General features: G+C 36.4%; 4 protein-coding genes. All 4 read right to left on the reverse strand.

Going from position 1 to position 17435, the window contains the following annotated elements:
* Nucleotides 1-374 precede the first annotated feature (374 nt).
* The 4 genes from L0669_RS19055 to L0669_RS19070 all read right to left on the reverse strand — a co-directional run bounded on the left by L0669_RS19055 (nucleotide 375) and on the right by L0669_RS19070 (nucleotide 17367).
* Entirely contained in the window at nucleotides 375-6842 is a 6468-nt protein-coding gene (locus L0669_RS19055; protein ID WP_263759432.1) for a T9SS type B sorting domain-containing protein, read from the reverse strand.
* A gap of 948 nt (nucleotides 6843-7790) precedes the next feature.
* Nucleotides 7791-9728, reverse strand: a complete 1938-nt coding sequence (locus tag L0669_RS19060) for an OmpA family protein (RefSeq protein WP_263759433.1) — start codon at nucleotides 9726-9728, stop codon at nucleotides 7791-7793.
* 12 nt (nucleotides 9729-9740) lie between these two features.
* Nucleotides 9741-10658 carry a PorP/SprF family type IX secretion system membrane protein gene (locus L0669_RS19065; protein ID WP_263759434.1) on the reverse strand — a complete coding sequence of 306 codons (918 nt, stop codon included), beginning with the start codon at nucleotides 10656-10658 and terminating at the stop codon, nucleotides 9741-9743.
* A 16-nt stretch (nucleotides 10659-10674) separates the two neighbouring features.
* Nucleotides 10675-17367: a PKD domain-containing protein gene (locus L0669_RS19070; protein WP_263759436.1), complete on the reverse strand. Its 6693-nt coding sequence runs from the start codon at nucleotides 17365-17367 to the stop codon at nucleotides 10675-10677.
* Nucleotides 17368-17435 lie beyond the last annotated feature (68 nt).

Below are 17435 nucleotides of genomic sequence, written 5' to 3' on the forward strand. Positions count from 1 at the left end.
TACGGTATCAGCTTTAATTTGCAAAGTTTCAATTATTTGTATCTTTTTTCTGCCATAAAAAGATTTTATACTTACAGTTTAAGACAACATTTATTAACCTAATTTTATGTTTTTGAAGACTTAAGCAATTCATCTAAACAGTAAAACAAAATGACTTTTTATGGTTTCTTTTTATACACTTTTCGCTATATATTGACTATTATTGACCGCATAGATTTTAATAATTTTTGACAGACTTAATTTGATCACAGTGCTTACTTTTTTTCAAACACCTTTTATTCTGTATCAAAGTTTTAAGCAAAAAAAACGCTGATACAAAATTAGATTTGCATCAGCGTTATAACTATTACTTAGTTTATTTTGAGTTTGTTTCTTTAGTTATTGTTAATGTACAAATAACCCGCTTTTTCTACTCTGTTTTGATTATCATCATTGTATTCTAAAGTATAGAAGTACGTACCTGTTGGAAGTTTGTCACCTCTTTTTACAGTTGCACGTCCATCAGAGAAACCTTCAAACGGATCGGTTACATTATCGTATCTTTCTTTTTCATATATCAATACACCATATCTATTATAGATTCTCAGATTATTATTAGGATAACAATCAATACCTCCTATTTTGAATGTATCGTTTATTCCGTCTCCGTTTGGTGAAATTGCATTAAAAATTTCCGGAAGACATGATACATGTATGGTTTGCTTAAATGTATTTTGGTTACCGCAATCATCTGTTGCTGTCCAAACTCTTATCAAATCGTGTTTACTACTGCAATCTCCATCTACTTTCGTTTCTGTATACTCAACTGTTGCAGTTCCGCACGTATCAGAAGCTGTAAGTGTTACCGCATCAGGAATGGTTTCACAAGTTGCATTAACCACGCTCTCAGGAAGAGATTCCACAAAAACAGGTGCTGTTGTATCTGAAACCGTTATGACTTGTGTATAAACAGTTTCATTACCACATGAGTCTGAGGCTGTCCAGGTTCTTTGCAATTGGTAATTGCCTGAGCAGTTCCCATCAATTTTAACCTCATCGTAAACAACATTGGCTACTGAACAATTGTCGACAGCTGTTAAGGTTGGTGCTACAGGAATTTCTATTGCACAATCAACTACAATATTAGCTGGTAACGTTTCTACAAAAACCGGTGCCGTAGTATCTTCGGCTATTATTTTTTGAACTAAAATAGTTTTTAGTCCGCCGCAGTCTGTTAATGTAAAGGTTCTTGTTACGATGTAAGGTTCACCTTTACATCCTCGACCTCCGTTATTTGTATCTTCAACAGTAACATTAATTTCTCCATTACAGTTTGCTACTGTATTGGTAACCGCATTGATATTAGCAGCAGGAATATCCTCTATACACTGCACTTTTAAATCAGCAGGCGCTTTTCCTGTTGGGGCTAATGTATTATTTATGGTGTAAGTATAAACCCAGTCGTGTGTATTTCCTGTACAATCCGTAAATTTATAGGTATACGTTACCTCTCCGTTGCATTCCGGTTGATCTGAAATAATTGGGGCTGATACTGTTAAAACATTACCACAATTGTCTTTTACCTCTGGAACTGTTGGTTCTACAACAGAAGATAAACAAGCCACTATTGATCCTGCATTAGCTGGCATAACGAAATCTACTGTTTCAATTGTGTAGGTATATTCCCAATCATGTTTATTACCTATACAATCCGTAAAAGTATAAGTATATACTACCTTTCCATTACATTCAGGTGTAGGTGAAATATCCAACACAGGTGTTAATACATTACCGCAGTTGTCTTTTACCTCCGGAACTGTTGGTGCAACAATTAATGATGCACATGCAACTGTTGTTCCTGCATTGTTTGGCATAATGAAGTCAACACTTTCTATTGTGTAGGTATATTCCCAATCATGTTTATTACCTATACAATCCGTAAAGGTATAAGTATATACTACCTTTCCATTACACTCAGGTGTAGGTGAAATATCCAACACAGGTGTTAATACATTACCGCAGTTGTCTTTTACCTCCGGAACTGTTGGTGCAACAATTAATGATGCACAAGCAACTGTTGTTCCTGCATTGTTTGGCATAACGAAGTCAACACTTTCTATTGTGTAAGTATATTGCCAATCATGTTTATTCCCAATACAATCCGTAAAAGTATAAGTATATACTACCTTTCCATTACACTGAGGTGTAGGTGAAATATCCAACACAGGTGTTAATACATTACCGCAGTTGTCTCTAACCTCCGGAACTGTTGGTGCAACAATTAATGATGCACATGCCACTGTTGTTCCTGCATTAACTGGCATAACGAAATCTACTGTTTCAATTGTGTAGGTATAAACCCAGTCGTACGTGTTTCCTGCACAATCAGTAAAAGTATATGTATACGTTACATCTCCGTTACACTGAGGTGTAGGTGAAATAACCAACGTAGGTGTTAATACATTACCGCAATTATCTTTTACTTCAGGAACTGTTGGCGTAACAATTAATGATGCACATGCCACTGTTGTTCCTGCATTGGCCGGCATAACAAAATCTGCCGTTTTAATTGCATAAGTATAAACCCACTCGTGCGCGTTTCCTGCACAATCCGTAAAGGTATATGTATACGTTACATCTCCGTTACACTGAGGTGTAGGTGAAATAATCAAAGTAGGTGTTAATACATTACCGCAATTGTCTTTTACTTCAGGAACTGTTGGCGCAACAATTAATGATGCACATGCAACTGTTGTTCCTGCATTGGCCGGCATAACAAAATCTACCGTTTTAATTGCATAAGTATAAACCCAGTCGTGCGCGTTTCCAGCACAATCCGTAAAGGTATATGTATACGTTACATCTCCGTTACACTGAGGTGTAGATGAAATAACCAACGTAGGTGTTAATACATTACCGCAATTGTCTTTTACTTCAGGAACTGTTGGCGCAACAATTAATGATGCACATGCAACTGTTGTTCCTGTATTGGCCGGCATAACAAAATCTACCGTTTTAATTGCATAAGTATAAACCCAGTCGTGCGCGTTTCCTGCACAATCCGTAAAGGTATATGTATACGTTACATCTCCGTTACACTGAGGTGTAGATGAAATAACCAACGTAGGTGTTACTACATTACCGCAATTGTCTTTTACTTCAGGAACTGTTGGCGCAACAATTAATGATGCACATGCAACTGTTGTTCCTGTATTTACAGGCATAACAAAATCAGCTCTTTCAATTGTAAAAATTTGTGTACAAGTACTTGTATTCAAAACTGTGTTTTCTCCTAAATCTCGTACTTTATTATTGTTCGGATCTGCATATTCTGTTACTGTATAGGTTCTTGTTACGTTTCCGTTGCAACCCGGATCAACACTATTAGAGGCTGTAATTTCTATTACACCACAAGGATTATTTCCAATAATTCCATCACCTTTTCCTAAAGCTTCAAATTCAGCTGTGGTTAACTTTGTAGCCGTTGGCAATTGGTCATAACATGTAATAGTAGTTGTTGGAAAAGTAGGAGAAGTTACTTCAAATACACAACAAACAGGTGCAATACCGCTTACAGATAAAGTATTACATTTATATTTATCCTGAATATTGACATTATAATTAGTTCCTCTCGAGATAGTTCCTGAAGTCCACGCAGAACCTGACCAAGTTCCGGGTGCTCCGGTTCCTGTTATTGTATAAGGTCCTTCTCCAGTTACATTTAAGTTTAATATATAACCTGAACCATCACTAGCGCAAGTTGTGCTTACTGCTTGTTTTAAAGCTGTTTCGCTAATGATTACTTTTTGAGTTACAGTTTGAGTAAAATTGTTTCCGTAATCAAACACCCAAATTATTTCAGTTTCTCCTAATTTAGTAATTGGAAAACTTGTATTTGTTGTAGCTGTTAATCCTCCTGCACATGGGTCTACCAATGTAGGCGCTGTGGGTTTTGCAACAGAACATTGTCCAGTTATATCTGATAACGCTGTTGGTAAAGCCGTAGCATTTATAGTTACTATAGAAGTAGTACTATTTGAACAAGTACCATTATTAAACGTATAAGTAACTGTATGATTTCCTGCTGTACTTGCCGTTAAATTTATTTCTCCTGTGCTTGGATCAACTACTAATCCAGTATCTCCACTATAAATACCGCCATTTAAACCTGTATGAGTAACAACTGCTGTTCCTCTATTGCAATATGGTCCATTAGGATAAGTAATTGTTGCGATTGGTAAAGGATTTACAGTTACAACAACCGGAAGAATAGTACTACATTGTCCGTTAGTTGCTTTTATATAATAAGTTCCTGAAGTACTTACTGCTTTTGGAGTAGTTAAAGCAACAGTCGCTAAGTTATCTGTAAAATAAGATAATCCTGTTACATTTCCTGATGTAACTGCAGGAGCTGTTAAATCTACTGTATTAGGAAAACATACTGCCAAAGGATTATTTACTGAAAAAATTGGTAACGGAAGTCCGGTAATTATTACGCTTGCTTCATTCTCTGTATTACATGGTGCCCCAATCTTTACTGTACAAGTATAATTATTTGCTCCTACAGCTAAATCACTATAGTTAACAGAAGGGCTCTTCAAATTTTGATTTGCAGTCGTAATTCCTGGACCTGTCCAAAAATATGAAGCTGCATTAAGTACATCTACATCTAACTGCATACTTCCTGAAGTATTAGGGCAAAACTCAGCTTTTGACATCAAACCATTTACATCAATTACAGGAGCTGTTGCTACACCTATTTGAGAAGTTTGCGTTATTTCGTTACCACAACCATCCTTTACTTTAAAGTAATATGTACCGCTACTTAAGCCGCTAAACATATTAGAACTTTGATATGCTCCATAAGTGGAACCTCCATTTGTACTTAAAGCATAAGTTAAAACATCATTTGGAGCAAGTGATTTTGACAAAGCACTTATGGTCAAAGTTCCGTCTTGCGATCCTTCTGTACAAACGTAACCACCTGTTTTACTTCTATCCACTTTTATAATATCGCCAACATCATAAGTAACCGTCTGTGTTAGTACATTTTTTGTTCCCCCTTTGATACGCAACCCAAAAACATAGGTCCCATAAGATAAACTATTAAAAGGCAATGAAGCAGTTATACTTGCTAAATCTCTTGTTTGCCCTACACTAGAAGGTCCTGAAAGTACAATAACCTGATAGGCAGTTGCAACATCAAAATTACCATTCATTACATAATTAAATCCACCACAAACTGGCGTTATAGTATTACCATTTAAACTGGCAGTACGTCCTTGTACTACTACATTGACTGATTGAGTACCACAAGGGGTATTTACATCCAAAGTATAATTTCCTTTAGGCCAAAATGGTGACGGGTCTGATGGATTTGGACTTGTTAATAATGGAAATCCAGATGCTCCGTTTTGGAAAGAACTTAGTAAAGCAGAATTGGTATACCCAACTGCCACTTTTGGATTATTGGATGCAGAAACTGTATAGGTTAACCTATCATTAGATTGTACCGGATCAATTTTTAATTGCAAATAACCATATTCCAAGTCATTTAAGCTCGTTATATAACCCGCTGATATATTTTGACCAATTGTATAATTTGATACAGCATTAAAAAGTAATATACTTGATGCTGCTGTGTATAAATTTTTTGTATACCCTTCAGCATCTACATAAGTTACATCATAATATGCTCCTGGAGTCATAGCTGCAGTAAACGTTTGAGCCCCACCACTTGTCACGGTAACATTGTGAACTTCCGTTCGATTACTTTGATTTGTTAATGTTAAATTGATAGGCAAACAATCCAAACCTTCTGCAATAGACGATTTTAGTACTGCCATTCCATTACAATTACCAAGCGACAAATAAGATACATTTTTATTATAGTCATAAATAGAAAATTCTTTCTGACCGCCACAATGATCCAACAATACCACTTTCATATTTGCCATGTCATCAAGAATACCAGCTCTATCAGCTATTTTAGGCATTATTGGTGTGGAAGTTGACAGATCAAATCCATCACCATTTTTGTCTGCATACCCATCGCCATCCGTATCTTTTCCATACAAATCACCTTTGTATTTAATTTTCCAGGTAAACAATGCCTCATCGGCAGCTGAAAGAGGTTGATTTGAAGAAACATATCGAAATCCTCCTTCAATTTTTAATCGAATAGGATTTGAACATACAAGTCCTGCTTTTGTTGGATAAGGAGTCAGGTATACTTTAACCTGATCTAAATTTATCATAGGATTAGAAACTGAAGTTGCCCCTGTAGCTGTTTGCCCACAGTCATCTGTAACACTTATTACATAGCTACCAGCCGCCAAAGCATTAAATAGAAATGTACCAGCCGTAGTAGACGTACTTGTTTGTATTATTGCATTTGGACTACTTTGTAAAGCAATCTTATAAGTAAAAGGTGCCTTACCTCCAGATTTAACAGCAGTTAGTACAGCTGAACCTCCTGGACAATTGGCAACTTGTGCCTGTCCTGAAACTGTCATGTTGGTATAACCGTCCGTTACAGTTATAGCGTTGCTTGTATAAACAGTTTGCCCGGATGCCGCCCTTGCTTTTACTGTATAGCTGCCATTTTCTAAATTTTCAAACACATTGTTAGTAGCAAATACCGAAGCATTCCCTGGCACAGGCATGACAACAACACCTGATTTAAGCAACTGATATTCAACAGTCGATCCTAATCCTGTACTACTTGCCGTTACGATACCACTAACGGCACACCCCTTATTACTTGGCGTACCAGAAACAGTTTGCGCGAAAGCGATATTGCCTGTAAAACTAAGTACCGGCAACATAATTAACACTAAAAATAATGTAATTTTTGATTTCATAATATTAAATTGATTTGACAATCTTTATTTGAATCCGTTATCAGTTTAGACAAAAAATGAAATCGTTTTAAACAATTATACTTTTCTCTGATCTTTAATCGGCTCAAATACCTTTATTTTTTTTGCAAAGGTCTTGACAATCAATTTTCATATTTGCCACAAAAAGTTTTTAAACTTATAAATTAGGGTAATCCAATAAAACAAAAAAAAAGAGAGAACCTCAGTCCTCTCTCTTAAAAAAATTATTAAAATTATAGAAAAATAAAAATACTATACACGCTAAGCTTAAGAATAAATCATTTTTAATTTTACTCTAATAATTCACGAGCTGTATACTAGACATGACAATACAAGCCAACTAAAAGCATAACAATTATTAGCATTAAAAAAAAATCAAATTTCACCTAAGCACCAATAAAATTTAAATTGGCTTTAGAAGTTATCAGTTAAATAACTCAAAATATTTATCTTGAAAAAAACTGAATTAGATTCAATGCAGATAAAATTATCACCACACCATACAACATTAATCTGTTACCATGCCAAATGGTATTATCTTCTTTTTGTTTCATTTTTTTTAAAATTTTGCATTTCAATAATTATACTTTTATCATTGTTGATTAGGCAGTATAAACCCCAAACTTTTACAACACATTGTTTAAAATCTTTATCCTACTATAAATTAAAAACAAAATCATACTGCCTAAAACAACAAAAATTAATTAACTGTAAAGTTTTATTAATCTTTTCTCTATCATATTTCAATTACTAAGATTAATTGGTCAAATTTCATTTTAATTGGTAATTATTTCTGCTATTAAAAGTTTTTTTAATAACACATTCGGACATTCTTTACTATTATTGAAAATTCCAAATAAAAAAATCCAAATTCCAATACATCTATTCGTATTGGAATTTGGATTTTTAAAAAGATTGGAACTTATTTTTTTAAAGTCCCATAATAATAAATTCGCTTCTTCTGTTCATTTGATGTTCTTCTTCGGTACATGGTACGCCATCAGAACAACGGTTTACGAGTTGTGTTTCTCCGTAACCTTTTCCGGTTAAGCGGTTTTTAGCGACACCGTTTTTAACAAGCCAGTCGATGGTCGATTTCGCTCTTCTGTTTGATAATGCCTGATTATAAGCATGTGTAGCCCGGCTATCGGTATGTGAACGAATATCAAGTTTCATTGTTGGGTTGTTGTTCAGTACATCAAGGATTTTCTCTAAATCCAGTGCTGCTTCCATTCTGATATTGGATTTATCCAGATCAAAATAAATCATTTTTATACCAAAACATTTTCCAAGATCGTCACCAATAGTAACCTTACAGGTTGATTTTTCCAAAGCAATCGGAAGACTTGTTTTTCCGGTTAGTTTGCCAATAGTTACACTGACTTCCCTTGTGGTATATTCTTCTTTTTCTGCCCTTACGTTATAGGTTTTTCCGCATTCCACCATAAAACTATAATTTCCGTTTGCATCAGAAATTGTAGTGCTTTTGATGGTGGTTCCTTCATACAGCGTAACTTTTGTTCCGGCTAAAACAGCACCTGTTTGCGCATCTGTAATGATTCCGTTTAACTCCTGAATGCATTGCAGTTTTCGGGTTTCCAAAAATTTATAGATATCATCAGAGCCTTGTCCGCCATCTTTGTTCGAACTAAAATAACCACGTCTTGAAACCGGATCGATAATATAGGCAAAATCATCTTTTGGAGAATTAATATCGCCTCCCACATTCTGAATACTGCTGATCGTTCCGTTGTCTTCAATTTTCCCCACAAAAACATCGAGTCCGCCAAGTCCGGGATGACCGTCTGAGGCAAAATAAATTTCGTTTTCGCTGGTGACATACGGAAAAGTTTCTTTTCCTTCGGTATTAATAGTCGAGCCTAAATTCTGTGGCGGACCATAACTATCCCCATTAATACTTACTTTATAAATATCCGATTGTCCTATTGTTCCGGGCATATCAGAAGCAAAATACAAAGTTTTCTCATCAGGGCTCAGTGCAGGATGTCCTACACTATAATTGTCGCTGTTAAAAGGAAGTTCGATAATATTCGTCCATTTGCCATTATTGTCTAATGTGGCTTTGTAGATTTTAATGAGTGTAATTTTGTTTTCATCTTTTCCTTTTTTTCCGTTTACATAATTGTTTCGGGTAAAATAAACCGTTTTTCCGTCTTTGGTGAAAGCCGGAGAAGATTCATGAAACTTGGTATTGATAGAAGTTTTGAACTTATTTACTTTCGCACTTGAACCCGTTGCAGGATCAACATCGGCAAAATACAAATTGGTAAAATATTCATTGGTCCATTTGTGTTTTCTTTGAGAAAAATTCCCGGTATCCCTGGCCGATGCAAAATAGAGTTTGTTATCATAAACAAAGCTTCCGTAATCTGAATATTTAGAATTGATTCCGGCATTTTCGATTGTATAACGTCCTGAATTGGCTTTGATCTCATCGAGATAATTAACATCTTCCTTATACAATTTTCCTCTGTTGTCATTTTTGTATTTCGCATTAAACTCTCCCAGAACTTTATTGGCTTTATCCATTTGTCCGGTTGATTTTAAAGATTGCGCATACCTGTAATAATACTCAGGTTCCGGACTTGTATTCATGGCAAATAACTCGCCGTACCATTTGGCAGCGCCATCAAAATCAGAATTAAAGTAATAGGAATTTCCCAGTTTCTTGAACATATCCTCGGATTTGTATCCTTTATCAGCTACGCGCTCATAGGTTTTAATAGCATCGATATAGGCATAATTGTCGTATTTTTTATCTCCGGCAGCTACCTTGGAATCCTGGGCATAACTGTTAAATGAAAAAACAATTATAAAGATCAGGCAAAGAAGTATATAATTTTTCATAATCATTTATTTTTAGAAGAAACGAGGGGTTGTCATTTTACCGTTGTTTTTAAAGAATTCATAACGCAGGAATATCTCGTGAGATCCTGAATTATAATTGTTCAGGTTGGTGGTTTCGCGATCGTAACCATAACCTAAATAAAGTCCGTCTGTGATCTGAAAACCTACCATGGCGCTCAATGCCGCACTCCATCTGTAAGCCACCCCTACTACAAATCTATCTACAAACATAAAGTTTGCCGAAATATCAACCTGAAGCGGTGCTCCTTCGACCATTTTAGCCAGTACAGCAGGTTTGAATTTATAATATTGGTATTTATCCAGATTAAAAACATACCCTCCCATTAAATAATAATTGATTTTGTCTTTATAGATGGCTATATCATTATCATCGTATCGATTGGTCTCAATAAAATTAGGAACTGAAAGTCCGATATAAGCTTTGTCTGAATGCCAATACACCCCGGCTCCCACATTTGGAGAGAATTTATTCTGTAAATCCTGAAACTGCGGATCACCCTGATCTGCAGGATTTAGTTTGTTGATGTCCAGATTAAATATATTAGCGGTTCCTTTTATACCAAAGGAGAGCTTAAAATCAGCCGAAGTCTGCACAGTATACGAGATATCTGCTGATATATTATTCTCATTGGTTGGGCCAATTTTATCATTAACCAATGAAAGTCCCACTCCAAGATTGCTGTTATTAATTGGGGTATTAATTGAAAAACTGCTTGTCTCGGGTGCACCATCAAGTCCAACCCATTGTGTGCGGTACAATCCAAAAATACTTAAAGCACCTCGTGATCCTGCGTAAGCCGGATTGATATTTATAGTGTTGTACATGTATTGCGTATATTGTGCATCTTGCTGTGCATAACCGGCAATAGTTACCAACATAATAGCGAAGAAAAATAATTTTGTTCTCATAATAAATATTTAAGAGTTACTGATTATTAATGTATAGATATCCTGACTTTTCGATTCGATTACCAGCATCATCGTATTGTACTGTATAAAAGTAAGTTCCAGTTGGGAGTTTATCTCCTCGTTTTACTGTTGAACGTCCGTCAGAATAACCTTCAAAAGGATTGGTAACATTATCGTAACCCTCTTTTTCGTAAACAATTACGCCATATCTATTATAAATTCTAACAGTATTATTAGGATAACAATCGATACCGCTGATTTTGAAAAAGTCATTTTTTCCGTCTGCATTATTAGGAGAGATAGCATTAAAAACTTCGAACGCACAGGAAACATTGACAGTTTGAGTATAGGCTTTTTGATTTCCGCAATCATCTTCTGCTGTCCAGGTCCTTACCAGACTGTAATTACTGCTACAATTACCATCGACATGAGTTTCTGTATAATTCACTGTAGCACTTCCACAATTATCGGTAGCTGTAAGTGTAACTGCTGGTGGAATTGTACCGCAATTCACATTCAACACTGCATCCGGCAGGGCCTCAACAAAAACCGGAGCAATTGTGTCCTGAATTGTTATCGATTGTGTACAAACAGTAGTGTTTAGAACCGTATTCTCGCCAACATCACGAATGTTGTTATTATTCGGGTCATCGTATTCTGTTATCGTATAAGTTCGAATAACTGTTCCGCTACAACCCGGATCCGGGCCGTTTGCAGCTGTAATTTCTATTACACCACAAGGGTTGTCTCCTATTCTTCCGTCTCCATTGCCCAGCGCTTCAAACTGTGATACTGTTAAACTCGAAGCTGTTGGCAACTGATCGTAACAACTTACGGTAACAGCTGGAAAGGTCGGACAAATAACTTCAAACGAACAACAACTTGGTGCTGTATTAGCTACTACTAAAGTATTGCAAGCCAGTGCATCTTGTATCGTTACATTATAATTTGTACCGGCAGGTATTGAAGCCGACGTCCATGAATTTCCCGACCAGGTTCCCGGAGCTCCTGTTCCTGTTGCTATAAAAGGAGCCTGTCCGTTTACGGTAAGTGTTATAACATATCCTAAACCATCTGCAGCGCAAGTTGTAGATTCTGTTCCCTGCAAAGCAACCAAACCATTAATTACTATACTTGTAGAAGTTGTATTTGAACAGTTGCCATCGCTAAAACTATATAGAACTGTATACGTTCCAGCTGTACTAGCAGCTAAATCTATCGTTCCTGTAGCACTGTTTATCACCAATCCTGAAGTACTAGAATATGTCCCTCCCGTTTGTCCTGTCTGAACTACTGCTGCCGTACCTGTTTTACAATATGGTGTATTGGCATAATTTATTGTAGCAACCGGTAATGGATTTATTGTTACTATTACAGGATTTATTACATCACATCCACTGCTATTTGTTGCTTTTATGTAATAAGTTCCACTTGCTGCAACTGTATTTGGATTTGTCAATACAATTGTACCTAATGTATCTGTATAATAAGCATAAACTGATCCTGCCGAACTTCCTGCGGTTACTGTTGCTGCTGTTAGGTCTACTGTTGTTCCCGTACATACTGCCGGAGGATTGGTTATCGTTAAAATAGGTAATGGATCTATTGTCACTGCAATTGCGCCAGTTTCAGAACATCCATTTACATTCGTCCCTTTTATATAATAAGTCCCACCAACAGTTATTGCACTTGGATTAAGTAATGGTTGTGTCGTCGAAGCATCGCTATAATAGGTATAGGTTAATCCTGCCGTACTTCCAACAGTTATTGCCGGAACAGTTAAATCAATTGTATTACTTTCACATACCGGTAAAGGGTTTGTTAATACTATTACCGGAATATCATTTAGAATAACAGAACTAGTTGCACTATCAGAGAAAGTATTTGCACCATCTGTCGCAGTAACTGTCAGCGTAATAATATAGGTTCCGGCGGCACTATAAATGTGTGAAGTGTTTTCTGTATTAGCTATCGGGCTTCCATCTCCAAAATCCCAGACATATTCTGTAACAGAAAAACCTGGGCTAAGAATGCTGGTGTTCGTTAAAGTAAAATTATTATCGTTTGTACATTGATCCGAATCATTAACAGTAAATCCGGCAGCAACATTTGGATCACTACTAATAATAATTGTTTCAGATACACTATCGATACAACCATTGGCATTTGTAACTGTTAAGCTAACAGTGTAAGAACCAGCAGTAGAATATTGATGAGCTGGTGTTTCTACTGTTGAAGAAGTTCCATCTCCAAAATCCCAGTTATAAGTCAATCCTAAAGTGCTTCCTTGCGAAGAAGAAGTGCTACTAAATAAATAATTATCATTTGCATTATTTGTTATACTATAATTGAAGGATGCGGTGGGCAATTCATTAATAATTACGTTTACAGGATTAATTACAAAACATCCACTAGCGCTAGTTCCTTTTATATAATAGGTACTGCTCGTGCTAATTGCATTTGGGTTTGAAAGTACACTTATTGCACCGGCATCATTAAAATAAGTATAGGTTAAACCAGCTGTGCTTCCAGCGGTAATTGCAGCATTTGTTAAATCAACCGTTGCTCCTTCACATACTGGTGCAGGATTGTTAATCACTAAATTTGGTAAAGGATTAATGGTTACTATAATAGGTGTTATTGCAGAGCATCCGCTAATATTTGTACCTTTTATGTAATATGTACCGCTAGCAGAAACAGCATTTGGATTAGCGAGAATCTGTGTTCCTGCCGAATCTGTGTAATAAGAAAAATTGGTATTTAATGAACTTCCGGCTGTTAGATCATTATCTGTTAGATCTACTGTTGTACCAGCACAAACCGGAGCAGGATTTGTTGTGACTACAACAGGGGTCTCAAACACAATAACAGAACTTGTAGCGCTATCTGAAAAAGTATTAATTCCATTCGAAGCTGTTATACTAACAGTAACTGTATAGTTTCCGGCAGCAGTGTAGGTGTGCGAAGGGTTTTCTGTATTGTCAATGGGGCTTCCATCTCCAAAGTCCCACGCATAATCTGTAATTGTATAGCCTGCTGTTACGGTACTATTATTGGTAAAATTAAAATTATTACCACTCACACACTGATCAGCATCATTTATGGTAAATCCTGCGGCTACATTTGGATCTTTGGTTACTACAATTGTTTCTGACGCAGTTGAGGAACAACCATTAGTATTGGTAACTACAAGAGTAACGGTATAAGTACCACTAGCGGCATATTGGTGTGTTGGAGATTCTATATTTGATGTATTACCATCTCCAAAATCCCAGGCATAACCTATTCCAAAACTAACGGCTAATGAGGTTGATGTACTTGTAAATAAATAATCATCATTAGCATTATTTATAATACTGTAAGTAAACGATGCTATTGGTTTAATATTAATCGTTACGGTTACTGGGCTAATAGCAAAACATCCATTAGCATCTGTTCCTTTTATATAATAAGTACCTCCTACTGCAACTGTATTTGGATTTGCTAAAACATTTGTAGCAGCGGCATTTGTATAGTAAGTATAGGTTAAACCTGCTGTACTTCCCGTAGTTATTACCGGAGCAGTTAAATCTACTGTTATACCTTCACAAACTGCTGCCGGATTAGAGATAAGTATTGTAGGAGTCGGGATAACTGTTACCGTTATCTTTGCTTTAGGAGAAGAACAGCCATTTGCAGAAGAGGCCTGAACATAATAATCTGTGGTGACCGTTGGGTTTACAACTGCAGATGTTAATATTGTCGTTTGATCTGCTGCAAAATAAGTATAAGTCGTACCTGTACCCGTTTTGGCTGTTGCCAAATCAATAGAAGATCCCAGACATATTGTAGGATTCGTTGTTGATAATGTCGGAATAGGATTTACCGTTACCACTACAGGAGTAATCGCAGAACAAGTTGTTGTACTATTAGTTCCTTTTATGTAATAAGTTCCGCTCGTTGTTATGGCAGCAGGATTTGATAAAACCTGAGTACCTGCGAGATCAGTATAATAATTATAAGTTAGCCCTGGTGTACTTCCTGTTGTTACTACAGGTGCAGTTATATCTACTGCTCCCGGCGCACATACAGCCGCAGGAGTAACAACTACAACGACAGGAAGTGGATTTACTGTTACTGTAACCGGACTAATACTAGAACAACCATTACTGTTTGTGGCTTTTACATAATAGACACCAGAAGTTGTTATCGCTGTAGAATTTGATAAAGCAATTGTACCGGCACTATCTGTAAAATACGAATAAACTAGTCCCGGATCGCTTCCCGAAGTTACTGTACCTGCAGCAATATTAACCGTAGCCGGAAAACAAACTGCCGGAGGATTAGTGATTACAACTGTCGGCAGAGAGGTTAAAGTAATAGTAAGATTAGTAATATTGGTAGAATTACAAGGAGCTCCAAGTGTTACAGCACAAGTATAATTATTTACGCCTACCGATAAATCTGTGTAATTAACTAATGGACTTTTCAAATTTTGATTTCCTGCATTGATTCCAGGACCCGACCATAAATAAGATGCTGCATTGAGAATATCAACATCTAATTGAATAGTTCCTGTTGCTAGTTTACAAAGTGTAGGATTACTCAAACCGTTTGCAGATGTATTTGGCGCAGTTGCTACACCTATTTGAGCTGTTTGGGTAACAATATTACCACAACCATCCTTAACCCTAAAATAATAAGTGCCACTTGCTAAATTAGGAAATTGATTAGATGCCTGATAAGATCCATAAGTTACACCTCCATTTGTACTTAATGCATATTGCAAAGTATTATTTGGTGCTGGCGAATTTGTAGTAGCGGTAATTGTTAATATACCATCTGTTGCTCCTACAGCACACACATATCCTCCTGTATTGGTTTTATTAACCTGAATCGCGTTACTGGCATCGTAAGTGACTGTCTGTGTTAATACACTAGTTGCTCCTCCCTTGATACGCAATCCAAAAACATAAGTACCAAATGGTAAACCAGTAAATGGCAAAGAAGCAGTAGTACTGGCCAAATCCCGAACTTGACCCACACTTGATGGTCCTGAAATCACTATTACCTGATACGCACTTTGCACATCAAATGTACCATTCATTACATAGTTGAAACCGCCGCAAATAGGAGTTAAAGTATTTCCGCTTAAGCTTGCTGTTCGTCCCTGAACTACAACATCTACAGGAGAAGTTCCGCAAGGCGTTGTAACTTGTAAAGTATAATTTCCCTTTGGCCAGAAAGGCGTAGGATCTGAGGGATTAGGCTTTGGCAACAAAGGAAATCCCGTCGTTCCGTTTTGAAAAGTATTTAAAGCTGCACTATAAGAATATCCAATTGGTACTTTAGGACTACTGGATGCAGAAACTGTATAGGTTAAAATATCACTTGATTGTACAGGATCTAATTTTAACTGAAGATAACCATAATCTAAATCATTTAAACTGACAGTATATCCTGCAGAAATATTTTGTCCTACCGTAAAAGTAGATGTCGCATTAAAAAGTAATAGACTCGATGCCGGTGTATACAATCCTGTAGTATATCCTTCTGCATCTACATAAGTTACATTATAATATGCTCCTGGAGTCAATGTTTCTATAAACGTTTGAGCACTAGAAGTAACTGTAAAATTATGATTTTCAGTTGCATTGCTTTGGTTGGTAAGCGTAACAGTCATTGGCAAACAATCAAGGCCTTCGGCAATAGACGATTTTAGTATTCCCGATCCTCCACAATTTCCAAGAGAAAGATAAGATATTTGCTTATTATAATCTAAAACTGCAAATTCCTTAGTACCGCCACAAATATCGATAAGAACCACTTTCATATTAGGTATATCTGCCGTTACACCATCTCGTGTGGCTATAAGAGGCATTATAGGATTTATACTTGATAATGGGAATCCCGGACCGGCTAAATCTGCATAACCATCTGCATCAATATCTTGCCCGTATAACTGCCCCTGATATTTTATTTTCCAGCTAAATAATGCTGCATCTGCCGTAGTTACAGGATTATTAGAAGTAACATATCGAAATCCTCCTTCAATTTTTAATCGAATTGCCTGCGAACAAGTAAGTCCTGGTCTGGTGGGATATGGAGTTAAGTAAACCTTGATATCATTTACTGATACGGTTGCATTTGAAATTGCTGTAGCCCCTGTAACAGTCTGATTACATGCATCAGTGACACTTACAATATAATTACCGGCTGGTAAAGCATTAAAAGTAAAATTTGATACATTTAGGCTACCACTACTCTGTATGCTGGTTCCGGGACTAGATTGCAAAGCAATATTATAAGTTACAGGGAGTTTTCCTCCTGTAATTGTTGTGGTAAGTGCAGCTGTACCTCCAACACAACCAGTAACTTTTGTTGGAGTTGAAACTGTTATAGCGGTATATCCATCATTGACTACTATTGTAGTACTGCTAAAAATGGTTCCCACATTGGTATCCCGTCCATTAAGAGTATAATTGCCAGTTGCAAGACCAGTAAAAACTGCATTAGTTGTAAATTGATTTGGATCATTGGGTACAGGAGCAACAACTACTCCAGCCTTTAATAACTGATACTGTGGCGTTGTCCATGATCCTGAATTACTGGCTGTTATGATACCTCCATTAGGACAACCAGTACTGGTAGCAACACCAGAAACTGTTTGTGCATAATTGATAAAGGGAGCTGTAATTAATAATAAAAGAAGCGTAATTTTTAATTTCATAATCATTCTCAATTAAATTAAACAATTAGACCAGAACGTAGTAACTCAAATTAAAAACAGAAAATGGG

Source organism: Flavobacterium bizetiae, from assembly GCF_024271895.1.
GTDB classification, from domain to species: Bacteria; Bacteroidota; Bacteroidia; order Flavobacteriales; family Flavobacteriaceae; genus Flavobacterium; species Flavobacterium bizetiae.